A 23465-nucleotide genomic window follows, 5' to 3' on the forward strand; every position below is an offset into this window, starting at 1 on the left:
CACTTTTGAACCCTCTTCTGTCATTTGCAGGCTCGGCGGAGCCGAGACGCCCGCTCGAGCATTCGCGCCGACAGGCCCAGACGGTCGCAGCATTCGCTCACGACATCCACACCGCCAGACACGAACGCCCGCAAGGCAAAAGCACCGAAGAGTCGAAGCCGCGCACGTAAAAATGCCGGCAGCCAAACGGCCGCCGGCATTCGGTTCAGCGAATGAAGCTTGAAGCTACTCGGCGTCGCCGAGCACGAAGCGGGTGAAGTTCACGATCTTGATTTCGCCGCCCAGGTTCTTGGCAACCTCGGCAGTGTACTCCGCGACGCTCTGGTCGGGGTTTTTCACGTATGCCTGCTCGGTCAGCGTGTTCTCCTTGAAGAACTTCTCCAAGCGCCCCGTCGCCATCTTCTCCTGAATGGCCTCGGGCTTGCCGGACTCGGCCGCCTGAGCCATGTAGATGGCCTTCTCATGCTCCACGACGCTCGGATCGACGGCATCGCGGTTCGCGGCAACCGGGGATGCCGCGGCTACCTGCATGGCGACATCGCGGCCGTACTGCGCGAACTCGGCCGACGTGGGATCGATGCCCTCAACGTCGAACTCCACGAGAACGCCGATCTTGCCGCCGCCATGGATGTAGGAGGAAACAGCACCGCCTTCGGCAACGCCGAAACGCGAAAGCTGGATGTTCTCGCCAAGCGTATGGATGGCGTCGGTCACAACGGCCTCGACCGTCTCGCCTTCGACTTCGACGGCTTTAAGGGCATCGAGATCGGCAGGCTTCGCGGCAAGCGCAGCCTTGGCGATTTTCTCAGCGTAGGCCTTGAACTTGTCGTTCATACCCACGAAGTCGGTTTCGCAGTTCAACTCGACAACGGCACCGGCAGTGCAGTCATCGGAGACGATGGCCATAACCGTACCCTCGTTGGTGGCGCGGCCGGCTTTCTTGGCAACGGCGGCGAGTCCGCGGGTACGCAGAACGTCGACGGCCTTCTCGATGTCGCCCTCGGCCTCGACGAGCGCCTTCTTGCACTCCATCATGCCGGCGCCGGTCATCTCGCGAAGCTCTTTGACCATAGAAGCTGTAATCTCAGCCATTGGATGTTTCCTTTCTCGATCAAACGGGATGCGAATCGCATTCGCGCCCGGGTCGTGTCGTTTCAATCGCAGCGAAGCGCTACTCGGCAGCCTTTTCCTCGGCTGCCTCGGCGGCAACTTCCGCCTCTGCGGCAGCTTCGACGGCGGCTTCGGCGACAACGGCGTCAGCGGCAACCTTCTCAACCGCAGCTTCCGCCTCGGTCTCGGCGATCGCAGCGACCGCCTCTGCCTCGACGGCGGTTTCCTGGGCTTCGCCGGCCATATCGGCAACGGTCACCGGCACAACGCCGCCAGCGATAACGGCATCGGCGATGAACTCGGCGAGCAAGCTCACCGAACGGATCGCGTCGTCGTTTGCAGGGATGCCGTAATCCACGTCGTCGGGATCGCAGTTGGTATCGAGCGTGCCCACGACCGGAATGTCAAGACGACGGGCTTCATGGATGGCGATGGTCTCGCGGTTGGTGTCGATGACGAAGACGGCCTCGGGAACCTTCTTCATGTTGCGGATGCCGTTGAGGTTGGTCTGCAGTTTGGCAAGTTCTTTGCGAAGCAGAATCTGCTCCTTCTTGGGCAGAAGCTCCATGCGGCCGTCGGCCTCCATGGCCTCGAGCTCTTCCATGCGGGTCACGCGCGAGCGGATGGTCACGAAGTTGGTGAGCATGCCACCGAGCCAGCGGGCGTTCACATACGGCATGCCGCAGCGGTTCGCAGCATCGGCAACGGCCTCCTGAGCCTGCTTCTTCGTGCCGACGAACAGCACGGTACCGCCCTTGCGAGCAGTTTCGGAAATGAAGGTGTAGGCCTTGTCGAGTCCGATGAGGGTTTGCTTGAGGTCGATGATGTAGATATCCCCGCGGCTGCCGAAAATGTACGGCTTCATCTTGGGGTTCCAACGGCGCGTCTGATGGCCGAAGTGGCTGCCTGCATCAAGCAGCGATTTAATGCTGACCTTGGTCATGTTCTCTCCATTCGTTAATCCTCTGCCCGCGGTCTTCCCCAGTCCCGCAGCCTTTTTCGGTTGGCCACTGGCGGTGCCGGGTCGCACGAGCATGTGTAATTAGAAACTTGCAAAGTATAGCATTCGGACGCGGGAATGCAAGCGGGCAACAGAGAACCGACACGAGCGATGCGAAACCGGATCGCAGCGAAGCGCAAGAAGGCCCGCAAAAGAAACGGAGCCGCCGGGGGGATGGCGGCTCCAAGCAGAATCGCCTTCATGTCCTGCCGAATCCGAACCGGGCGCTTCGGATCGACGGTTCCTTTGGCAGCGCGCCTCCGATCGCCTATACTGAAACATCTCGAAACAAAGCGCAGCGCACGAAGCGGTGCCACCCGACCGAAGGCAGACGATGAACTACAACACAGCAGCATTCACGGCAGCGTACGGCACCTCAGAACAGCTGCCGCCATCAGAACATCCCGAAGTGGCGTTTGCGGGTCGCTCGAACGTCGGCAAATCATCGCTGCTCAACAAGCTCTTCAACCGCAAAGCGCTTGCCAAGGTATCCTCGGTTCCCGGCAAAACCTCGACCATCAACTTCTTCTCAGTCGAAAACGTCGATTTCGTCGATCTGCCGGGATACGGATTCGCCAAAGTTGCCAAATCGGAAAAGGCGCGCTGGTCGGAACTGATCGAAGGGTATTTCAACCAAGAGCGTCGATTCGCGCTCGTCGTATCGCTCATCGACATCCGCCACCCCGCGACCGACCTCGATATCGGCATGGTCGAATTCCTAAGCGAAGCGGGTCTGCCGTTTGTCATCGCGCTCACCAAAGCCGACAAGCTCTCCAACATGCAACGCGGCAAGCAGGTGGCGGCTCTCCGCAAGCAGCTGCGCCTCCCGAAAGGCCAGACAATCATTCCCTGTTCCGCCGAAAAAGGCATCGGCATCGACGAATTGCGCAAGTTCATCGAAGAGGCGTGCCGCTAGACGCCGAACCAGAGGCTGGGATCTGGTCGCCTTCGAGCCAGGTCGGATCAAAAGGTTAGGCTTCGGCCAGACCGAAACCGGCATCGCCCCGCCAGATGAGATCCATCATCTCCTGGCGATCGTGAACCTCCATCTTTGCGTAGATATGGCTCACATGGGTTTTCACCGTGCTGCTCGACAACACAAGCTCGTCTTGGATGAAGGCGCGCGTCCGGCCTTGAGCCAGCAGCACGAACACTTCGGTTTCGCGCGGGGAGAGCGCATAGCGATGCGCCATCGCAAGACAGGTATCCGTCACGGTCTTCGTAAGCGGGGAGGCGTGCGAGGAATCGCCCGCCGCCGCACAATCGCCGCCTCGACCATCGCGAAGAGAACCGCGCGCAGCATCGTCATCGGCCGTTCGATCCCCTGCGACGTCGACTCCTGTGCGGCGCTTGCCCCCGAGCCACGTCGCATACATGGCAACGATCACGACAACATAAGTCGCCAGCAGCACGAAGATGTTGTTCATGATGTCCGACGTGCCCAAAAGCAGCACCCATGCGATGGATGCCGCCGCGTAAATGGTTCCCGATATGCCGATGACCCGATACGAGGGCATATCGAGGGCATCGAGCGCGGTGATGACGACCGTCCAGAACAACAGGTGCGCGAACAGCTCGTCGATCTGTATGACGTCGGTGAGAAACGGCAGAGAATCGCTGCCGGGGTTCGCTTGCAGCGCAACGACGAACAGCCCGATCATGATGAGCAGCATGGCAGGCTGGAAGCGCATGGTCAACGTGAAGTCCGCCATGCGTATCAGGGCGAAATACGCAAACGCGACGAGGAAGAGCGACGGCACGATGAAGCCCATGAGCCATGGCGGCGAAAGCGATATGTTCGCATTCGTATTGCCCCACAAGCCGAGGTAGCTCACCGAGCGGATCACCGCCAAGAGAATGGCCGACACCGCCATCATGATTATGGTGTTGCGGCGAAACGTTTGAGAATTCGGCGTAACGGTTCTCGGCTTGGCCGGCACTCCGTAGACCGTCCGAGCCTTCGCGGACGCATCGTCGCGGGGACGCTCATCGCTTTCGGCTTCGCTTCGGGCCAGCGAACAGGCGATCTCGAACACGAGCGCCGAAATGATCGGCAAAGCGATCGCGACGACGACCTGCCATTCGGGGCTCATAAGAAGGCTGAGCGCGAACAGGATCGGAAGCTTGACCACCAAGCCGCCCGTAACCGACCACACGGCGCACGAGAACCCCTGCGTGCGGGCGAGCATGAGGTTGTAGCGGGCAACAAGCCAGAAATACCCGATACCGGCGACGAACAAACCCCCTACGGCAAGCGCGCCCGGATCGAAAAACGTCTGATGGTACGAAAGTCCGAAACAGGCGGTGCCGAATGCCGATAGGAGCGGCAAAACGTAGCGCAGCACACGATCGGAGTGCTTGAGCGCGCGCGGCAAGATAATGTAAAGCACGGCGAGAACAAGGATGCCCGCCAGGAAGAATATCCGGGGGTTGACCCATTCCTCTATGCCGGCCGCCGAAGACATGAACCCCATGGTATGGCCCATAAGCGTGCACCACACGAGATTGAGACCGAGGCCGATGGCGGCGAATACTCCGCACTTATTTACCCGGACACTGCGCAAGCGCATAGCGTTACGATCCCTACCCTTCCAGATATTCCCCTCGCGGCGTTGTCGCGGACCGCATCACGTATCGATATCCATTATGGCACGTCATCCTTTCGGATGCATCCCAAAACCAAGGCGAAGCGACGGATTAGCCGCGGTTTTTTCCGCTTTCAGCCATCGCCCAAAGTGGCCGATGCGCAATTGACCTGCATTTTCGCAAATCGGACCTTTGGGTGATGGTGCGCTTTCAACCACGCGCCTAGCATCTGAAGCACGCCATCCGATGCAAAAAAGATGCAGGCGGAAGAAAGGAGGCGACGCGTCGGAGGTCAAGGATGAGGCGGTTGCGGCATGCGGTTGCCCTGCGCAAGCCGAAACCGAAACCAAGGAGTAGAGAGAAAGGGGAACTATGTCAGTCAAAAAGCGACTCGTCATCACGACGATGTGCCTGGCATGCACCTTCGGCCTGATAGCAGGCTGCTCGCCGAGCCAGGAAGCCCAGCAGCAGCCATCGGGTGGGGGCGATTCAGGCGATACGAAGCCAACGACCGAAGAAAGCCTCACGCCCGAACAGCAGGCGATCATCGACGGCGAAGAAGGCACCACGAATTCGGATATCAACGACGAATTCTATCCCGGCAAAGAATACCTCAACGGCCTTTGGGACCGCTGGGATCAGATAGCCGAGGAATACGCTCCCGAAATTCGCACGCTTCCGAACGGCCAGATGGTGCAGCGCACGCCCACTGAGTACGAGGTCAATCCCGATGCCTGGCAAATCCAAGCGGGCAGCAATTCGTACAACACCTACTGGCTCGACGCGGATAACCGCGGCTGCGAGTCCTGCCATCCGGATATGAACTCGCTTTTGAAGAACCTGCCCTACGAGCACCCCGTCGCCTGGAACGACGAGCTGGACAACAAGACCACGCTGCAGCAGTGCCTGTTCTGCCATTCGTACGCTCCCGGCTACATCGCCAAGCAGTACGAGTTCGGAACGCTCATGCACGGCATCCATTTCGGCGCCCGCAACAAGACCGAGTTCGCCACCGAATTCCAAGGCGACTGCATGTCCTGCCACAACGCCACCGAGAACGGCGAAGGGCTGGAGCTATGGGATCTCACCAAATACGATCGTCTCTGGGGCATCAACAAGATCGCCGACGTTCAGGGCGATTTCAAGGTCGATCAGGAGAAGACCCAGGATCAAGACGGCGTGTTCTCCTATGACTGGATGCACGCATACTACGACAACATGCGTCATGGCGCAGGCGTCAACGGCCTGAACCTCGAAATGCCGCAGAGCCTGTTCGACGAGTGGACCATCACCGTCAAGGGCAACGTGAACAGCGAGTACACCGCCAAGCTCCCCGATCTCATCAAGGAGGCCGAGGATGCAGGCGTCGTGGTCGAGAAAACCTCCAAGATGGTCTGCAACTGGAATCCGATCGGCGGCGGCGGCGTAACGAACACCGAAATCACCGGCATCCCAGTCAGCTGGCTCATCGAGAAAGCCGGCGGCTACAAAGACGATACGACCGGCGTGCGCGCCCTTCGCGCCGACGGCAGTTCCAAGCGCGCCTTCCCGAAAGACAAGGTCGACAGCGACGAAGCGCTGCTCGTGTACAAGATCGGCGGCGAGTACCTCGATGCAACGCGCGGCTACCCGTGCACCAATTGGGTTGAGGGCGTCGATGCCCAGATCAACTCCAAGCAGATCGACACCTACGAGGTAACGAACGAGGATATCGACTACACCGACAAGTGGGCTGGCAATCCCAACGGATGGCAGAACGAGGCGAACGTTCCCATGAACAAGCCGAACGCCACCATCCTGGGCGTGCCCGACGGCCTGCTCGTCCAAAACGGACAGCCCTTCACGTTCGAAGGCTACGTCGATGCCTACGACGAGAAGATCGCTTCGATGGAATTCTCCATGGACGGCGGCGAGACCTGGACCAAGTACGAACTCGGCGATACCGACCGCAACAAGATGGTTTGGTGGAGCTTCACCTACACCCCCGAACTCGAAGGTGCTTACTGCCTCACAGTGCGCGCCACCACGGAAAGCGGCGCCGAAAGCTTCGAAACCCAAACCGTCATGATCAACGCCAAGGACAAGCTCCCGACGCCTGAAGAGACCACGGTTCTCACTTCCGGATCGCTCATACCGCCGAAGGTCAGCGTCGAGGCAACCAACGAGGAAGACAAGTAAGGGGGACCACGATGTCATTCAACACACCGAAAAAGATCGCAGCGGGTGTGGCCAGCTCCGCCCTGCTTCTCTTCGGAACGGCTACGGCCATCGCCTCGCCAATCCAGCAATCGCAGGACGGCGCGCAAAACGCCGAGCCTCAGGCAAACACCCATACCGTCGGCGATCGCGAGATCATCGCTCGATGGATGGACGAAGAGGAAAGCCCCTACGTCAAGGTGGCCGACGCGCAGGGCTCTTTCACCTTCAACCAGGAAGGCGTCACGCCCAACGACGAGCTGTTCAACATCTTCGGGGCAACGCTTACGAGCATGTGCTCGAAGCCCGCTGCAGAGCTCGCCGAGGAACAGGGAGGCGTAGCGAACTACTACGTCAACGTAGGCGGCAACATCAAGAAGAACTTCACGGTCAACATAGAGGATCTTTCAGAAGACGTGAGCGATCAGGCGATGATGGCCTGCTCGTGCGCCACCGGATCGCCCTTCGGCCAGGTCGCCGTCATGGGCGTGCCGCTTTCGGCCGTTGTCGAGATGGCCGACCTCGAAGATGGCGTGAACACCGTTACCGCCTACGGCGCCGATGGGTTCGGGCAGCCTCTGCCGCTGCAATACGCGCTCGAGAAAAACGCGCTCTTGGTCTATCAGGTCAACGGCGAAGAGCTCACCACAACCGGCGATGGATCGAGCCTGCAGCTGTTCATGCCCGAAACGGTTGCCCGCTACTTCACGCGCAGCATCGTGGACATCGAGCTGACCCAAGAAGAGCAGGTGCCCGATGTCCAACAGGTCGATCCCACGTATCGCAACAAGATAAACATCATGAACAATGCCGACGAATGTCTATTCAAGGCAGGAGATGAAATAACCTTCGAAGGTGTGGCCGACGATTTGGGCAGCCCGATCACCGCAATCGAGTTCTCCTTCGACAACGGCGCAACCTGGACCAGCTGCGAAACCGAAGGCGCCACGGCCGACAAATGGGTCAACTGGCAGTTCACCACCTCGTTCCAGGAAAAAGGCGACTACCGCATGACCGTCCGCGCAAAGACCGCAGACGGCGTCGTATCGCCCCTCGAAGCAACGCTTCTGTTCGAGATCGCCTAAGGCAGGCGGCTCGACCATCGTTCGCTTTTCCCGCGGCTCGGCAGAAACGCTCCCTTTTTGCCGAGCCGCAAAGAAGGCATCGAAGCTGCGCTTGCCCGCATCGCGCGCGAGCGCAGCTTCGATGTGTCTTCCGATAGCCGATCTTCGGAAGCGCGATCCGCATCACACACACGCGAGCGCAGCTTCGATGTCCCCGAGGATATCGTCGATATCCTCGATCCCAATCGATAACCTGATAAGATCGCTTCCCACCCCGGCGCGATCGAGCTCTTCCTCGGAAAGCTGCGAATGGGTCGTTGACGCCGGATGGATCACAAGCGATTTCGCATCGCCGACGTTCGCGAGATTCGAAAACAACCGAAGCCCCTCGATGAAGCGGATGCCCGCCTCCCGGCCGCCCTCGACGCCGAACACCACCACGCCGCCGAACCCGTTTCCCAGCACCCTTTTCGCCGTCTCGTGGGACGGATGGCTCTCGAGACCGGGATAGGAAACCCAGGAAACCCGGGGATGGTTCTCAAGGTAGCGCGCAACGGCAAAGGCATTGTCGCTGTGGCGCTGCACCCGTAGGGAAAGCGTCTCGATGCCGAGTCCGATTTCATGAGCGGAAAGAGGAGCGAGCGTCGGCCCGAAATCCCGCAGCATCTGAGCACGTACGCGCAACCCGAACGCCGCGTTGCCAAGACCGGGCACCGCACCGAACGATTCGCTGAAATTAAGGCCGTGATAGCTCGCATCGGGCTGCGAAAGCGTCGGGAACCGTTCGCTTGCCCAATCGAAGGTGCCCGCATCGACAACGGCTCCGCCGAGCGCGGTTCCGTGGCCGCCGATCCATTTCGTGAGCGATTCGACGATCACCGCCGCGCCAAGCTCAGCCGGACGGCACAGATACGGTGTTGCGAACGTGTTGTCCACGAACAACGGAATACCCAAACTGCGACCCGCTTCGGCTATGGCGGGAATGTCGGGCACATCGAGGCGCGGATTCCCGATCGTTTCGAGATACCAGGCCTTCACCCTCCCCTCCTCATCGGCAGCTTCGGTGGCCTCGAGAAAGCTTTGCGCATCGGCATGCACGAATCGCACTTCGATGCCCAGATTCTTGAAGGTATGCAAGAATATGTTCCAGGTTCCGCCGTAAAGAGAGTCGGAGGCGATGATGACGTCTTTCGTCCTCACGATGTTGAGCAGCGCGAGCACTTCGGCGGCATGACCCGAGGCAACGCCGACGCAGTAGGACGCCCCATGCAACGCGCATAAGCGCTTCTCGATTGCGTCGACGGTCGGATTCGTCAGGCGACCGTAGATGTTTCCGAACTTCTTCAGAGCAAACAGATCGGCGGCATCCTGCGCATCCTCGAACGCATAGGCGGTCGTCTGGTAGATGGGCAGCGCGCGGGCATGGGTCTCGGGATCGGGGCGGGTGCCCGCGTGGATGGCGAGCGTATCGAATTTCGGCATGGAAATCTCCTTAAGTGTGCGGTTTGGCAGAAGGCTCGCGCCAGTTTCGGCGGCAAGCAGGGACGCCCGTATTTCGGACGAGAAGAAGCCCGGGGCTTGTCGGCGTTCGACGCCGTCAAGGAGCCCGGGCTAGCGCATGCGCATGCCAAGGGAGAATGTGGGGCGAGCCGCAAGGGAAAGCGAAGCCTCGCAAACATCGCCGCAGCGGATGGTATGTCGATCAGAGTTGCCCATGACGATCATTAATCATAGCTAAATACTATGATTTGTCAACACGAAAAGGACGAATACGGCCCGAACGCCTCGCAAGACTCGGGCGATCCACGGAGCCAACCGGAGCGCACTGCGAAAGCCCCGTCGGCGCCCACCTGCAAAAAGAGGGCCCGAAGGCCCTCTTCTACCTACTTGAACTGACTTGGATGCCTCTCGAAGAAATCGGTGCGAGGCGGGAGCTCGCGAATGCGATGCCGCCCTTCGGTGATCTCCCCCGCACCGCACAACTCGGCGTTGTCTTCGAAATCGTAATTCCAGCTGAAGAACTCATCGAACTCGAAGCTCAGATAATCGCAGATCTTCTCGGTGCCAGCCGGCACCACCGGATGCATGAGCAGCGTTGCCATGCGCAGAAGGAAGAAGCAATCGACCAGCACCTGACGGCGGCGGATGGCAATCTCCTCGACGGTGGACAAAGAGGAGTCCGGCTCGCCCGATCCGTCCGCTTCTTCGAGAGATGCGAGCGCATTCTCGACCACGCGGATCTGCTCGGTCCAGTACTTGTTCGACCAGCGGATGAACTCGTCCATAAGCGACATGATCGTATGAAGCTCGGCTTTGTACATGGTATGGTCGTAGGCCATAAGCGTCTCGTGCGCCTTCTCGACCACTTCGGGCGACACCTTGCCGATCGGCATGTAACCCCCGAAGTTCTTCTGAGCTTCGTAGAAGCAGCTGCGAGCCAAGCGGTTGAACACGTTGGTGAGAAGCGCGCCCTCCTTGAGCACCGGGTCCGCCACGCGCGGGTCGTCGCGCTTCGCTTCGTCGGCCTCGAACGGCTTGGGCTTGAAGCCAACCGATTTCTGATCGAGGCCGAGGGCGAGAAAGTGGGCGCGCAGCTGCTCGGGCGTGTAGTAATCCAGCAAGGCATCGGCAGTCGGGGGCTTGACGGCGCCCGACGAGGATGCCTTCTTATCGCCGAACAGGATGTGGTAGTTCGCGATGAGCTTCGTCTGCTGCAGCGGGTGCTCGGCGATCCCGGGTTGCAGAATGTCGCCCGGGCGGATAGCCTCGAACAGGGCCGGCTGCGCGACGCCGTAGAAGTACAGGTTGTCCTGCCCGATGAACTGGTAGACCCGGGCATCTTCGGAGCACCAGAAGTCGCGCCAGCTGCCGCGCGGCATGCCCATCTTGTCGTTCACGGCCATGGTGAACGACATGGGAGCCCACAGGCTCTCGGGCCAGCACCACACCGTCAGCCCCTCGAGCCCGTCGATCACCGGCGCCTTGACGCCCCACTCGATGTTCCCCGTGATGCGGAACGGGGTCAGCGTCTTGCCCATGCGGAAGCGGATGCCCGCGCGCGCAAGCACTTCGCGCGCCGCATCGCGATCGTCGATGGTGGCGAACTCGATCTCGAAGCTTTGCTTGCCCTTCTCGGCCTCGCGGTAGGAATGCACCGGAAGCTCATCGGCCAACGCACGGTACTCGTCGTACGCCTCGTTTTTAACGTATACGACAGGCGGAGCCAAGAATTCCTTGACCGTGTTGTACACGACGGGACGCACCTCGGGATCGGCTTCCATCTCAGCCGTCCGCGCACGAAGAAACCCGGCGAACGCAGGCAGATCGAAATACCAGTTCTCAACCGGGCGCATCTCGGGCGTCGCACCGGTTATGGAAGACTTCGGTGCGATGAGATCCTCGGGGGCGTACTGATGCCCCAGATCGCATTCGTCGGCGTAGGCGTGCTCGCTCTTGCACCCCTGCACGGGGCAGCGTCCTACGACCTGGCGGCCGTTCAGAAACGTCTCGGCTTGCGGGTCGTAGAACTGCAGCGTCGCACGCTTGTGCAGATAGCCGTTCTCGTAGAGCTTTTCGATGAACGCCTCGCTGATCTGCTGATGCACCTCGCCCGAGTGCCCCATGCCGCTGCCCTCGTAGATGGACAGGCTGATGTTGTAGGCATCGAGCGTCTTCTTCTGCGCGTCGTGGTTGCCCTGCACGTAATCGGCGATCGTGCCTTCGAACTCACCCGCCTCGACGAGTTTTCGATAGCCCTCGTTGATGGGAGATCCGAAACAATCGGTTCCCGAGATGAAGCGCACGTTCTCTTTGCCGATACGGTCGCGCAGAAACCGCGCGTAGCAATCGGCCGGCACGAACACACCGGCGATATGTCCGAAATGGAGCGGCTTGTTGCCATAGGGCATGCCCGCCGTCACAACGGCGCGCTTCGGCCAGCTCGGCTTATCGGGTGATGGCACCATCTTGCTCCAGCTCCTTCAATGCAGCGACAAGGTCATCGGTCGCAGATGAGGATCCGAGGATGTCAAGCAGATCCATCATATCGAGCGACGTGTTGTTTGCAAGCGTTACGGTCGTGTACTTCGAGATTCCCGCCAACTCTGCGGCTTTCTCCTTGGCATCATCGAGGGTGCCGATCTCGTCGGCAAGCCCGTTGTCGACGGCGGTCATGCCCGTAAAGGTAAGACCCGTCGCGAGCGCTCGGACGTCTTCGATCGACATCCCGCGGCCATCCGCTACCGTTTCGATGAACGTCTCGTTAATCTGATCGACCATATCCTGGTAGTAAGCGCGCTCCTCATCGGTGAGGGGGCGGTTGCCGTAGCTCGAATCCTTGCTATCGGACGATGTGATGTCGTCGATGCGGATGCCGAGCTTTTCGTAGAGCCCCGACAGATCGGTTATGGACATGGCGGTGCCGATAGAGCCGATGGACGTCGTCTTGGCCGTGTAGATGTAATCGGCCTGCGACGAGATCATGTATGCGGCGCTCGCGTTCAGAGAGGCGCTCGAGACCACGACGGGCTTGGAGAACTCTTTGAGGTAGGCCGTCATCTCCTCGCCCGCCGTCGCCACGCCGCCGCCCGAGTTCACACGCAGCACGATCGCCTTGACGTGCGGATTGTTCTCGGCCTTGTCGAGCTGGGCCTTCAGGCCCTCGGGGCTCGAAGTCGTACCGTCGTACTGGATCGTCCCGTCGATGCTGATAACGCCGACGGCATCCTCGGTCAAGTAATCGACATCGCTCACCGAGGAGCCCGAAAACGACGAGAACGATCCCATCGACGAGGAAAATGCGCTCGTGCACGAGATCATGCCGATAACCAGCAAAAGGAAGATCGCAAGAATGGCAGCTAAGCCGACGATCCAGCCCTTGCCCTTCTTCGGCGGCTCGGGAGCGTAATACGGGGGCCGGGGCTGAGGATAGCCTTGGGGTTGCTGCGGTTGCGGCTGTTGCCACACCTGCTGCTGCCAATTGTTCTGATCGGACATACCTTCTCCTTATCGTCCGTAGAGTCGTCTTCCCTAGAGGGAGGAAACCGCGCAGGGTATGCGCGGTTTCCATTATATAAGCCGACGCTTCGGCCCTTCGTTACAGGACCTTTACGGTATCGATTGCGCTTACAGCTCGAAGTTCTCGTCGGACTTGTTCAACTGGGCCTTTTTGGCAGTACGCAACAAAAATTCCTGATTGGTGCTGGTCTGCTTCAAAGATTTGATGAGCATATCCATTGCGCGCTCGGTGCTGTTCATGTTCGCAAGAATACGACGAACCGCCCAGATGAGCGGGGCCTCCTGCGGCTCGAGCAGCAAATCTTCCTTGCGCGTGCCCGAAGAAACCGGGTCGATTGCCGGGAAGATGCGGCGATCGGCCAGACTGCGGTCGAGCCTGAGCTCCATATTGCCCGTACCCTTGAATTCTTCGAAGATAACCTCGTCCATCTTCGAACCCGTCTCGACAAGAGCCGATGCGAGAATGGTAAGGCTGCCGCCGCCTTCAATGTTGCGGGCGGCGCCGAGGAAGCGCTTGGGCGGATACAGGGCGGTCGAATCGACGCCGCCGGAAAGGATGCGCCCGCTTGCAGGCTGCGCAAGGTTGTAGGCGCGTGCCAAGCGGGTGAGCGAATCGAGCAGGATGACCACGTCGGCCCCCTCCTCGACAAGGCGTTTCGCACGCTCGATCACAAGCTCGGAAACCGCAATGTGATTCTCGCAGGGCATATCGAACGTCGAAGAGATAACCTCGCCCCTGATGGAGCGCTCCATATCGGTGACCTCTTCGGGCCGCTCGTCGACGAGCAGGCACATGAGATGCACCTCGGGGTTGTTGGCTGAAATGGATGCCGCGATGTCTTTGAGCACCGTGGTTTTACCGGCCTTCGGAGGCGACACGATGAGCCCGCGCTGGCCTTTTCCGATAGGAGCCGCCAAATCGATGACACGCGCCGTGATGGTAGTCTTGCCGTGCTCCATCCACAGCCGCTCGTCAGGGTAAACCGGCGTCAAATCGGCAAAGCGAACGCGCTTTCCGAGAGCTTCGGGGGATTTGCCGTTGATCGAGAGGATCTTCTGTACGGCCGCGTACTTCTCGTTCTCGCGCGGGGGGCGAGTCTGCCCCACGACGAAATCGCCCTTGCGCAATCCGTTGCGGCGGATGGTGGAAAGCCCCACGTAGGCATCGGTTTCGCTCGGAAGATAACCTTGGGTGCGCAAGAAACCGTATCCATCGGCCAGGATGTCGAGCACACCCTTGACCTCGATGAATCCTTCGGCCTTCACGCATGCCTCGTACACCTTCTCGATAAGATCGGCCTTGAGAAGGCCGGTCACATCGAGAGAAAGCTCCTCTGCCTTGGCGCGCAGCTCGGCAACCTTGAGCTTCTCGATGTCCTCGCGCGTGGTCTGCGGAACCACGGGCTCGCGGTTCGAACCCTGATGCTGGCGGCGCTGCTTGCGCTGGTTGGCGTTGTTGCCGCCGCCGTTTTGCTGTCGGTTGTTCTGCTGCTTGTTGTTCTGCTTGTTCTTGTTCTGGTTCTGGTTGTTCTGGTTTTGTTGCTTGTTCTTGTTCTGATTCGTCCGCTGACGCTGTGCACCCTGCCTGTCATCGGGCTGCCGCTCGGATTGCTGCTCGACCGGCTGCTTTGCGGATTGCTCCTCGGGTTTGCTCTCTGCAGCGGGCTTCTCTTCGGGCTGTTTGGCCGCTGCGCGCTTGCGAGCGGCAGGACGCTTGGGCTCGTCGGTTGCGGAATCCGAGGACGATTCGCCCTGGACCTTGGCGGCGGTTCCCGTCTCTACGACGACGCGCTTCGCGCGCGGCTTGCGAGCGGGCTTCTTTTCGGCCTCGGGATCATTCGCCGCCTCGGGCGCCTGCTGTTCCGCAGGTGCCGCTGCATCGGTTGCAGTCGCCGTCTTACGGGCGCGCGGCTTGCGCTTCGCAGGGGCCTTCTCCTCGGTCGGAGCAGCCTCTGCGGCTACGGTTGTTTCGGTATCACTCATGCGTTTTGAACTTTCTCCCAGTCTTTCATGAAGGCATCGAGGCCTCGATCGGTAAGCGGATGAGCCACCATCTTCTTCAGCACGCCGAAGGGAACGGTGGCGATATCGGCGCCCATGAGCGCCGCTTGGGTAACGTGGTTGGCGCTGCGGATGGATGCGGCGATGATCTCGACTTGCTCGCCGTTTACGGTGTTGGGGGTGAAATCGTAGTTGTTGATCGCAGCCACGACGTTGCCGAGCTGTTCGATGCCGTCTTCGGAGATGTCATCGAACCGGCCAACGAAGGGGCTGATGTAGCGGGCGCCGGAGCGGGCGGCGAGAATGGCCTGCGGAACGGTGAAGCACAGCGTCATGTTGACGGGAATGCCCTCGGCCGCAAGCGTGTGGGTTGCGGCAAGGCCTTCGACCATGGTGGGAACCTTGACGACCACATTGGGGGCGATCGCCGCAAGCTCGCGACCGTCGCGGACGATCTCGTCACGGGTCATCGCCACGCTCTCAGCCGAAACCGGTCCGTCGACGATGTCGCAGATCCGCTTGATGTGATTATGGAAATCGGAAAGCTTGCCTCCGATGCGCGCATAGAGAGAGGGATTGGTCGTTACACCGGCAAGCGCGCCCCAGCTCGCCGCTTCCTCGATCTCGTTCAGATCAGCGGTATCCAGAAAAAACTTCACCCAGGTCCTCCTTTATTCAGGCCTCAAGACATACGGCGCGGCAAAACGCGCGCTTTTCACAATGGGGTTTTGATCTTTGAAAAATAGGCTTTCTTCCAAGAGATATAAGAACTGCGACTCATGGTAGCGTATGTTTCCTGTGCTTTCAAGGGAGTTTTTCCACATCAACACGAAAGATTACACCGTTGTGGCAAAGCGGGCGACCTCCCGCTTTGCCACAACGGGCGCCCGATGAAAACAACGGGCGAAAGCAGACTCGCCCACCGATGGAGAAGGTGACGGAAAAGAGCGCGCTCGCCTAGAATGCCCGGTAAAAGCACGTACGATTGCCAGTGTGGCATGCGGGGCCCGCAGGCTCGACCAGCGCAAGCAGCGTATCGCCGTCGCAATCGTAGCGCAACTCGACGAGCTTCTGGACGTTTCCGCTCGTTGCACCTTTATGCCAGAGCTCGGAGCGCGAACGGGACCAGAACCACATCTCGCGCCGCTCGAGCGAAAGCGCGAGCGCCTCGGCGTTCATCCACGCCATCATCAGCACGTCTTTGGTTTCCGCGTCCTGCACGATACAGGGGATCAGCCCCGCCTCGTTGTATGCCAGCTCTATTTCGTCCATACGCCGCCCTTCGCTCGCAAATGCCGTTACAGCCTCACCGAAATGCCTTGGCTTGCCATGTATTCTTTAACCTCGCGGATCGTCAGCTCGCCGAAATGGAACACGCTTGCGGCGAGCACCGCGTCGGCCTCCCCTTCGATGATGCCCTGGGCAAAGTGCTCGATGCCGCCGACGCCGCCCGATGCGATGACGGGAATGTTCACGGCACGCGACACCGCGCGAGTGAGCGCGCAGTCGAACCCGTCGCGGCTTCCGTCGCGGTCCATGCTCGTGAGCAGGATCTCCCCCGCTCCGCGCCGAGCGGCCTCGCGCGCCCATTCGATCGCATCGATCCCCGTCGCCTTGCGCCCGCCATGCACGTAGACCTCCCATTTGTTGGGGTTTCCCGCAACTTGCTTGGCGTCGATGGCGCACAGGATAGCCTGGGAGCCGAATGCAGCGGCCGCTGCGGTGATGATGGAAGGATCGGCTACCGCGGCGGAATTGATCGACACCTTGTCGGCGCCGGCGGCGATCATCGTGCGGATGTCGGCAACGCTGCGAAAGCCGCCGCCCACGCAATAGGGCAGATGAAGCTCTTCGCTCGCCCGGCTCGCCAGGTCGACCGTGGTCGCCCGATCGTCGCTCGTTGCCGTGATGTCGAGGAATATGACCTCGTCGGCGCGTTCCTCGTCGTAGCGCTGCGCAAGCTCGATGGGATCCCCCGCGTCGCGCAGGTTCACGAAGTTGACGCCCTTGACCACGCGCCCGTCGTGCACGTCCATGCAGGGAATAACGCGTTTAGCAAGCACCGAGACCACCCCCGCAGGGGTTTTCGGCTGCGCGAGCTGCCTCGAACGCGCGGGTCGCCGCTTCGCAAGCCGCTACCGCTTCGGCCACGTCGAGCGTGCCTTCGTACACCGCGCGCCCCGCGATCACGCCCTCGACGCTTCCCGCAACGGCACCGAGCCGTTCGATATCGGAAAGATCGGCTACTCCGCCCGAGGCCGTGACGGGGTTCCCGAACACTTCGGCCATGCGCACGTACGCATTCTCGTCAATGCCCGTCTGCATGCCGTCGCGCGCGATGTCGGTGTAGACGAGGTGCTTGAACCCGGCTTGCGCAACCTGGGCCGCAAGCTCTTCGGCGGGCACGCCCGCGCCCTCGCGCCACCCCGACACGGCGACCTCGCCGCCTTTGGCGTCGATGCCGGCTGCCAGCAACCCCTTGTAACGCTCGATCGCCGCCTCGGCGAACGCGGGATCGGTCACAAGGCTCGTTCCCAGCACGACGCGGGACACTCCGGCCTGATAGAGCCGCTCGATCGTCTCGATCGAGCGAATGCCGCCGCCGACCTCCACTTTGAGGAGCGTCTTGGCAAGGATGCGCTCGATGATCGCGATGTTTTCGGGCATGCCCGATTTCGCGCCGTCGAGATCGACCACATGGAGCCACGATGCACCCGCCTCCTCGAAGAGCCGAGCTTGGTCGGCAGGGTCCTCGTTGTAAACGGTGACCTTTGCGTAATCGCCTTTGGCCAGGCGAACCGCACGACCGTCGAGTATATCGATGGCAGGAAGGAGGTACATGGAATCACGCGCCTTTCGCGGTTTGAACGATGCCGACGAAATTCTCGAGCAGGATCATCCCCGCATCCGAGCTCTTCTCGGGATGAAACTGCACGCCGAATGCCGTGTCGCGATAAGAAACGACGCTCGGAAACGATATCGAGTGCGTCGTGGTCGCAACGGTGCAGGGCGTATCGGGGGCAACGAAGCTGTGGGTGAAGTAGAAGTATTCGCCCGACGGAATGCTTGCAAGCAGCGGCGTTTCGGCCTCAGAGACATAATCGACAGAATTCCACCCGACGTGCGGAACCTTGTAGCATTTCCCCTGATCATCGACCCTGGGCATCGCCAATGCAACACCGGGAAGCACAGCGAGCCCATGCACGTTGTCGACTTTCCCATCTTCGAAATCGGTGCCTTCGGCGCCTTCGTCAAACATGAGATGAAGCCCGAGGCAGATGCCGAGAAACGGCACTCCCGCCGCAATGCGCTCGCGCACCGCAGCCATCTGACCGGTTTCGCGCATGGTCGCCGCAGCATCGGCGAAAGCCCCCACTCCGGGCAGCACGATCGCATCGGCGCGGGCGATCTCGCGCACGTCGGCGGTCACGAACGCATCCGCACCCGCACGCCGCAGCCCCCGCTCGACGCTCATGAGGTTTCCCTTGCAGTAATCGACGACCGCGATGCGCGGCGCCTTCGCGAGAGCGGGCGTTGGCACGGCCGCCATCACAGAGAACCTTTCGTGGAAGGAAGAACCCCGGCGATGCGAGGGTTGATCCGCGTCGCATCGCACAGCGCCCGTCCGCACGCCTTGAAGGCAGCCTCGATGATATGATGCGAGTTTTCGCCCGACAAACTGCGAATATGCAGCGTCACACCCGCATTCGTCGCAAGCGCGATCATGAATTCCTTGGCAAGCGTCGTATCGAACGTACCGATGATTTCGATCGGCAGATCGACCGCGTAGTGAAGTTGGCCGCGACCCGAGAGATCGCATGCGGCGAGCACAAGGGCCTCATCCATGGGAACGTAGCTCGACCCGAAGCGGACGATGCCCCGCTTGTCGCCCAGCGCCTGGGCGAAAGCTTGGCCGAGCACGATACCGACGTCTTCCACGGTGTGATGGGCATCGACCTCGATGTCGCCTTTCGCCCGCACGGTCAAATCGAACAGCCCGTGGCGCCCGAAGGCATCGAGCATGTGGTCGAAGAACGGCACGCCCGTCTCGACGTCGGTCACGCCCGTACCATCGAGGTTCAGCGCGAGCTCGATATCGGTCTCCTTCGTGGCACGCGCCACATTGGCGATGCGGCCGGCGAACGACCCTTTTTCGCCATCGGCGAAACACGCGGCTTCCGCAGCGCATCCGCCCGCCTCGCGCCCAACAGACGCCGCGCGCGCCTCACCGGCAGCAAACAATTCGCTCATGCCCTCCGCCTTTCGATCAGAACTTCTTTCAACGCGGCCATGAACCGCTCGTTTTCCTCAGGGGACCCGATGGTGACGCGAAGACAGTCCGTCAAGTGCTCGGCTGCCGAGAAGTCGCGCACCAGGATGCCTCGATCGTAGAGGCTCTGCCATATCTCGCCTGCGCCTTCCGCCTTGAACAAGATGTAGTTCGCATCCGACGGATACGCCTTCACTTCGGGAAGCTTGCGCAGCTCGTCGACCAGGCGCGACCGCTCTTCGATAATCGATACGATGCCCCTCTCGAAGCTTGCACGGTTCTCGTACACGGCCTCGGCGATCGCCTGCGAAACGGCATCGACCGAGTAAGGCTGGCGCACTTTGACGAACTCGGTGATGATCGCGGGGTCGCCCAGAATGTAGCCGAGACGCACGCCGGCCAGGCTGAACGCCTTGGAGAACGTGCGCAGGATGACGAGGTTCTTGTGCTGCGCGAGATACGGCCGCATGGTCATGCGCGAAAACTCGAAGTACGCCTCGTCGATCATGACGAGCGCATCGGTCGCATCGAGGAGTTTGAGGAGGAACTCCTCGCTCGCAAGCTTTCCCGTCGGGTTGTTCGGACTCGCCACGATAACGTAGTCGACGCCCCCTTGCGCCACGCGCGAAAGCACCGCCTCCTCGTCGATGGAGTAGTCGGCCAGGCGCGGGATGCTTTCGACCTCGGTGCCCGTCAGCAGCGCGTTCTGCTCGTACACGGAAAACGTCGGCGGCAGGTTGAGGAAGGTCCGTCCCGGACCGCCCCAGGCGAGCGCGATGTTGAACAGAAGCTCGTCTCCCCCGTTTCCCACCAGCACGCATTCGCGCTCGAGCCCGTTCGCTTCAGCGATCTTCTCGCGCAAGCCGTTGGCAAGCGGATCGGGATAGCGGTTGAACTGCATCGTCTTCAGCCTGCGGTTGATTTCGCGACGCACCTCTTCGGGCACGTCCTGCGGGTTCTCGTTGGCAGACAGATAGGCTTCGGCGGGAAGGTATTTCGGGTCGTAGGGCACAAGCGCTTCCAAGCGCTCGCACGACGGTCTCACGTTATTCATCGGAGTCTTCTATTCCGTACAGGTTTCCGGTTTTCAGGAGGTTGCATCTGAGCTCGACGCTCTTTGCATGGGCCCACAGTCCCTCGTGCCGGGCGATGGTCATGACGGCTGAAGCGTCGTTGGCGAGCGCAGCCGAAGAATACTGGATAACGCTCGATTTCTTGACGAACTCGTCGACCGACAGCGGCGAAGCGTAGCGGGCGGTACCGCCGGTGGGCAGCGTATGGTTCGGCCCTGCAACGTAATCGCCTACAGCCTCGGGCGTCCAGGCGCCGAGGAAGATCGCCCCGGCGTTGCGAATCATGCCGAGCAGATCGAACGCGTGGTCCATGTGTATCTCAAGGTGCTCGGGCGCAATCACGTTGACGGCCTCCATCGCGCTCGGAATGTCGGGGCACACGACTATAAGTCCCTGATCGGCAAGCGATGACGCGGTGATTTCCGCACGGGTGGTCGAGGCCATGTGCTTTTCGACGGCCGCCTCGACCGCATCGGCGTAGCTTTCGGAGAACGTGACGAGATAGCAGCTTGCAAGCGGATCGTGTTCGGCCTGCGCCATGAGGTCGATGGCGACGAGTGCGGGTTCGGCCGTCTCGTCGGCAACGACGCACACCTCGGAGGGCCCGGCAATCATGTCGATGCCCACATCGCCCGAGACGACTTTCTTCGCAGCTGCTACAAAAGCGTTGCCCGGACCCGTGATCTTGCATACCGGCTCGATGGTCTCGGTGCCGTACGCAAGCGCGGCTACGGCCTGCGCGCCTCCCACCGAGTAGATCTCGGTTACGCCCGCGATGCGGCACGCCTCGAGAATGGCGGGATCGAGCTTGCCGCTCTTCGTCGGGGGCGTCACGCACACGATGCGCTTCACGCCGGCAACCGCTGCAGGAAGCGCGTTCATAAGCACCGACGAGGGATACAGCGCGCGACCCCCCGGTACGTAGATGCCCACCGATTCGAGCGGCTCGACCTTGCTGCCGACAAGCGCACCGTCTTCGCGCACGGTGAACCAGCTTTGCTGGCGCTGGCGTTCGTGGAAATCTCGGATCTGGGAGGCCGCCTGGCGGAGCGCCTCGGCGGTTTCGGGCGCAACGTCGACGATCGCCTCGTCGATCGCCTGCTTCGATACGCGGAAATCCTCGATCCGCACGCCGTCGAACTTCTCGGTGTATTCCCTCAAAGCGGCATCGCCGCGCTCGCGCACGTCCTCGACGATCGACGTCGCGGCGATGAGCGCCTCGGCGTTGAACGCGCCCGTGCGGTTCAAGTATTCGGTTTTGAACGGGTTTCCGGCCTGCAAGACGATCCTGCGCACGGCTCCTCCTTATGCTTGCGACCCCTGCAGGGCCTGCTTTTCCTGTGCCCCTTGCAGGGCCTGTTTCCTTACGACCCCTGCAGGGCCTTGGTCAATTCTACAATACGCGCATCGATGCGAAACGCGCAGGCGTTGGCGAAGAAGCGCGCGGTAGAGGCGAGCACCTCGTCGACGATCGAAAGGTTGTTCTCGCGCAACGTCGTTCCCGTAGCGGTGATATCGACGATCCGCTCGGCCATGCCCGTCAAAGGCGCGAGTTCGATGTTGCCGTGGAGCTTCACGATCTCGACCTGCATGCCGGCCTTCGCGTAGTACGCGCTTGTGATGTTGGGGTATTTCGTGGCCACGCGAATGGAGCCGAGGCGCCGGTAGTGGTCTTCAACCGACGGTCCCGCACCGGCGGGCTCGGCAACCACGAAGCGGCAGGCGCCGAACTTCAGATCGACGAGCTCCACAACATCGGGATCGGCTTCGAGCAGCGAATCCTTTCCGCATATGCCGCAATCCGCCGCTCCGAGAGCGACGAACGCGGGGGCATCCGTGGGTCGGACGATGATGTAATCGACCCCTGGGTTTGAAATGATGAGCTGTCGCCCTGGATTATCGAGGCCCGTCGTATCGAGGCCCGCCGCCGAGAGAGCCGCGATCGTATCCGCATTGAGCGATCCTTTGGGAACCGCAATGCGCAACGGCCGCTCGATACGCGATGCCGAAACAGACGCGGCCGACCCGGCGTTTTCAGCTCCGACCGTCTGGGCCGCCATCACCTGTTCGAGCGAAAAGGCGAATCCCGCCGCGGGGCGACTCTGCCCGTACGCGGCGAGCATGTTATCGTAGCGACCCCCGCTGCCCAGCGGGGCACCGAGCCCTGGAGCATACGCTTCGACGACGATGCCCGTGTAGTAGTCGAACGAGCTCATGACCGAGAAATCGACGACGATGCTTTCGGCAAGCCCTTCCCGGACAAGCAGATCGTAGGTTTGCTCGAACGCATCGAGCCCGTCGACGCAGCCGAGCGGCGAAACGATCGAACGCACCTCGGCGATAGCCTCCTTGCCGCCGCGAATGCGCGGGAGGGAGAGAACGGCATCCGCAAAGGCCGAACCCACCGTGCCATCGGCGCAAAGGACCTCGAGATCGACGAAATTAGACGAGTGGTACGCCTGCAGCACGGATTCCTTCCACGCTTCCGGCGCACCGCTTCTTTCGAGCAGCGCGCGGAGTACGCCGACCGTTCCGATAGCCAGCTTGAATCCCCCGACATTGCAAGTCCGAAGCGCTTCGGCAAGCAACCCGACCATCTCTGCATCAGCCGCAGGACCCTCTTCCCCGATGCACTCGATGCCCATCTGCGTCATTTCGCGCGCTGCCGCCTGCATCTCCGACTCGGCTTCGCGGAACACGCGTTGCGTATAGCGGAAACGGAACGGACCGGGCTGCCCTTTGAGGCGCGTCGCGCACATGCGGGCAACCTGCAACGTCACATCGGGGCGCATGGCAAGCAGATCGCCTTGAGAATCGAAGAACTTGAACGGCGCGGCGGGCATTCTGCCCCCCGCCTGCAGCACGTCCATAACCTCGAGCGTCGGAGTCTCGATTGGCACATAGCCTCGTTCGTCAAAACACTGCTGCACGCGGCGCGTCATGTCTTCGCGCATGCGCGCCTCATCCGATAGCACGTCTCTGAACCCTGCCGGGGTGACGAAATTCATGTCTCGTTCCTCTATCCGCTCGATAGCTTCATCTGAATTAGCCGCGTCTCCGCCTATACCGATGCTGATCGCATCAATTTTACCTTCAGCGGCCCGTATGCGGTGCGGTAGCGCGCATTCGGCACGAGGATGCCACGATCT

19 protein-coding genes are annotated in these 23465 nt (G+C 61.0%); 3 read left to right on the forward strand and 16 right to left on the reverse strand.

What is annotated here, in order from left to right; translation table 11 throughout:
- Positions 1–225 precede the first annotated feature (225 nt).
- Together tsf and rpsB are read right to left on the reverse strand one after the other, a co-directional pair.
- On the reverse strand, positions 226–1092 hold the full coding sequence (gene tsf / locus C1719_RS10750) for a translation elongation factor Ts (RefSeq protein WP_102375103.1): 867 nt from the start codon (positions 1090–1092) through the stop codon (positions 226–228).
- Positions 1093–1171: 79 nt separating this feature from the next.
- Complete coding sequence (gene rpsB, locus C1719_RS10755; protein ID WP_102375104.1) at positions 1172–2053, reverse strand: 30S ribosomal protein S2; 882 nt, start codon at positions 2051–2053, stop codon at positions 1172–1174.
- Positions 2054–2444: 391 nt separating this feature from the next.
- On the opposite strand from rpsB, the gene yihA reads away from it, so the two are divergent.
- Entirely contained in the window at positions 2445–3026 is a 582-nt protein-coding gene (gene yihA, locus C1719_RS10760) for a ribosome biogenesis GTP-binding protein YihA/YsxC (protein ID WP_102375105.1), read from the forward strand.
- A gap of 55 nt (positions 3027–3081) precedes the next feature.
- Here the strand turns inward: yihA and C1719_RS10765 are convergent, their stop codons facing one another.
- The gene (locus tag C1719_RS10765) at positions 3082–4680 is read right to left on the reverse strand and encodes a helix-turn-helix transcriptional regulator (RefSeq protein ID WP_102375106.1); all 1599 of its coding nucleotides are present in this window, start codon (positions 4678–4680) and stop codon (positions 3082–3084) included.
- Between the two features lie 388 nt (positions 4681–5068).
- Here C1719_RS10765 and C1719_RS10770 point away from each other — a divergent pair, with 388 nt between their 5' ends.
- Complete coding sequence (locus C1719_RS10770) at positions 5069–6874, forward strand: molybdopterin-dependent oxidoreductase (RefSeq protein WP_102375107.1); 1806 nt, start codon at positions 5069–5071, stop codon at positions 6872–6874.
- Between the two features lie 11 nt (positions 6875–6885).
- Entirely contained in the window at positions 6886–7977 is a 1092-nt protein-coding gene (locus tag C1719_RS10775; protein ID WP_102375108.1) for a molybdopterin-dependent oxidoreductase, read from the forward strand.
- Between the two features lie 162 nt (positions 7978–8139).
- On the opposite strand, the gene C1719_RS10780 is transcribed toward C1719_RS10775, so the two are convergent.
- From C1719_RS10780 to hisZ, 13 genes are all read right to left on the reverse strand, one after another.
- Positions 8140–9438 carry an O-acetylhomoserine aminocarboxypropyltransferase/cysteine synthase family protein gene (locus C1719_RS10780; RefSeq protein ID WP_102375109.1) on the reverse strand — a complete coding sequence of 433 codons (1299 nt, stop codon included), beginning with the start codon at positions 9436–9438 and terminating at the stop codon, positions 8140–8142.
- 401 nt (positions 9439–9839) lie between these two features.
- The gene (locus tag C1719_RS10785; protein ID WP_102375110.1) at positions 9840–11921 is read right to left on the reverse strand and encodes a methionine--tRNA ligase; all 2082 of its coding nucleotides are present in this window, start codon (positions 11919–11921) and stop codon (positions 9840–9842) included.
- Positions 11902–12951 (reverse strand): signal peptide peptidase SppA, encoded by a 1050-nt coding sequence (gene sppA, locus C1719_RS10790; RefSeq protein WP_102375111.1) that lies wholly within the window; start codon positions 12949–12951, stop codon positions 11902–11904. The genes C1719_RS10785 and sppA overlap by 20 nt, the downstream gene beginning before the upstream one ends.
- A gap of 129 nt (positions 12952–13080) precedes the next feature.
- Complete coding sequence (gene rho / locus C1719_RS10795) at positions 13081–14955, reverse strand: transcription termination factor Rho (protein ID WP_102375112.1); 1875 nt, start codon at positions 14953–14955, stop codon at positions 13081–13083.
- Complete coding sequence (locus C1719_RS10800) at positions 14952–15632, reverse strand: transaldolase family protein (protein ID WP_102375113.1); 681 nt, start codon at positions 15630–15632, stop codon at positions 14952–14954. The genes rho and C1719_RS10800 overlap by 4 nt, the downstream gene beginning before the upstream one ends.
- 298 nt (positions 15633–15930) lie before the next feature.
- Complete coding sequence (gene hisI, locus C1719_RS10805; protein ID WP_102375114.1) at positions 15931–16245, reverse strand: phosphoribosyl-AMP cyclohydrolase; 315 nt, start codon at positions 16243–16245, stop codon at positions 15931–15933.
- A 26-nt stretch (positions 16246–16271) separates the two neighbouring features.
- A complete protein-coding gene (gene hisF, locus C1719_RS10810; protein WP_102376040.1) occupies positions 16272–17036 on the reverse strand; it encodes an imidazole glycerol phosphate synthase subunit HisF in 765 nt (254 codons plus the stop codon).
- Positions 17026–17814 (reverse strand): 1-(5-phosphoribosyl)-5-[(5-phosphoribosylamino)methylideneamino]imidazole-4-carboxamide isomerase, encoded by a 789-nt coding sequence (gene hisA, locus C1719_RS10815; RefSeq protein WP_102375115.1) that lies wholly within the window; start codon positions 17812–17814, stop codon positions 17026–17028. The genes hisF and hisA overlap by 11 nt, the downstream gene beginning before the upstream one ends.
- A 4-nt stretch (positions 17815–17818) precedes the next feature.
- Complete coding sequence (gene hisH, locus C1719_RS10820) at positions 17819–18523, reverse strand: imidazole glycerol phosphate synthase subunit HisH (protein WP_102375116.1); 705 nt, start codon at positions 18521–18523, stop codon at positions 17819–17821.
- Positions 18523–19224 carry an imidazoleglycerol-phosphate dehydratase HisB gene (gene hisB / locus C1719_RS10825; protein WP_102375117.1) on the reverse strand — a complete coding sequence of 234 codons (702 nt, stop codon included), beginning with the start codon at positions 19222–19224 and terminating at the stop codon, positions 18523–18525. Before hisB ends, hisH begins: the two co-directional genes overlap by 1 nt.
- The gene (gene hisC, locus C1719_RS10830) at positions 19221–20297 is read right to left on the reverse strand and encodes a histidinol-phosphate transaminase (RefSeq protein ID WP_102375118.1); all 1077 of its coding nucleotides are present in this window, start codon (positions 20295–20297) and stop codon (positions 19221–19223) included. Before hisC ends, hisB begins: the two co-directional genes overlap by 4 nt.
- Positions 20290–21612: a histidinol dehydrogenase gene (hisD, locus tag C1719_RS10835; protein WP_102375119.1), complete on the reverse strand. Its 1323-nt coding sequence runs from the start codon at positions 21610–21612 to the stop codon at positions 20290–20292. Before hisD ends, hisC begins: the two co-directional genes overlap by 8 nt.
- Before the next feature lie 68 nt (positions 21613–21680).
- Positions 21681–23324 carry an ATP phosphoribosyltransferase regulatory subunit gene (gene hisZ, locus C1719_RS10840; protein WP_102375120.1) on the reverse strand — a complete coding sequence of 548 codons (1644 nt, stop codon included), beginning with the start codon at positions 23322–23324 and terminating at the stop codon, positions 21681–21683.
- Between the last annotated feature and the right edge of the window lie 141 nt (positions 23325–23465).

The sequence above is a fragment of the Raoultibacter massiliensis genome (assembly GCF_900199545.1).
GTDB lineage: Bacteria > Actinomycetota > Coriobacteriia > Coriobacteriales > Eggerthellaceae > Raoultibacter > Raoultibacter massiliensis.

Excerpts from the sequence above, each read along its gene's own strand:
- tsf (WP_102375103.1), bottom strand. The coding sequence starts at position 1,092 with ATGGCTGAGATTACAGCTTCTATGGTCAAAGAGCTTCGCGAGATGACC.
- rpsB (WP_102375104.1), bottom strand. The coding sequence starts at position 2,053 with ATGACCAAGGTCAGCATTAAATCGCTGCTTGATGCAGGCAGCCACTTC.
- yihA (WP_102375105.1), top strand. The coding sequence starts at position 2,445 with ATGAACTACAACACAGCAGCATTCACGGCAGCGTACGGCACCTCAGAA.
- C1719_RS10765 (WP_102375106.1), bottom strand. The coding sequence starts at position 4,680 with ATGCGCTTGCGCAGTGTCCGGGTAAATAAGTGCGGAGTATTCGCCGCC.
- C1719_RS10770 (WP_102375107.1), top strand. The coding sequence starts at position 5,069 with ATGTCAGTCAAAAAGCGACTCGTCATCACGACGATGTGCCTGGCATGC.
- C1719_RS10775 (WP_102375108.1), top strand. The coding sequence starts at position 6,886 with ATGTCATTCAACACACCGAAAAAGATCGCAGCGGGTGTGGCCAGCTCC.
- C1719_RS10780 (WP_102375109.1), bottom strand. The coding sequence starts at position 9,438 with ATGCCGAAATTCGATACGCTCGCCATCCACGCGGGCACCCGCCCCGAT.
- C1719_RS10785 (WP_102375110.1), bottom strand. The coding sequence starts at position 11,921 with ATGGTGCCATCACCCGATAAGCCGAGCTGGCCGAAGCGCGCCGTTGTG.
- sppA (WP_102375111.1), bottom strand. The coding sequence starts at position 12,951 with ATGTCCGATCAGAACAATTGGCAGCAGCAGGTGTGGCAACAGCCGCAA.
- rho (WP_102375112.1), bottom strand. The coding sequence starts at position 14,955 with ATGAGTGATACCGAAACAACCGTAGCCGCAGAGGCTGCTCCGACCGAG.
- hisI (WP_102375114.1), bottom strand. The coding sequence starts at position 16,245 with ATGGACGAAATAGAGCTGGCATACAACGAGGCGGGGCTGATCCCCTGT.
- hisA (WP_102375115.1), bottom strand. The coding sequence starts at position 17,814 with ATGTACCTCCTTCCTGCCATCGATATACTCGACGGTCGTGCGGTTCGC.
- hisH (WP_102375116.1), bottom strand. The coding sequence starts at position 18,523 with ATGGCGGCCGTGCCAACGCCCGCTCTCGCGAAGGCGCCGCGCATCGCG.
- hisB (WP_102375117.1), bottom strand. The coding sequence starts at position 19,224 with ATGAGCGAATTGTTTGCTGCCGGTGAGGCGCGCGCGGCGTCTGTTGGG.
- hisC (WP_102375118.1), bottom strand. The coding sequence starts at position 20,297 with ATGAATAACGTGAGACCGTCGTGCGAGCGCTTGGAAGCGCTTGTGCCC.
- hisZ (WP_102375120.1), bottom strand. The coding sequence starts at position 23,324 with ATGAATTTCGTCACCCCGGCAGGGTTCAGAGACGTGCTATCGGATGAG.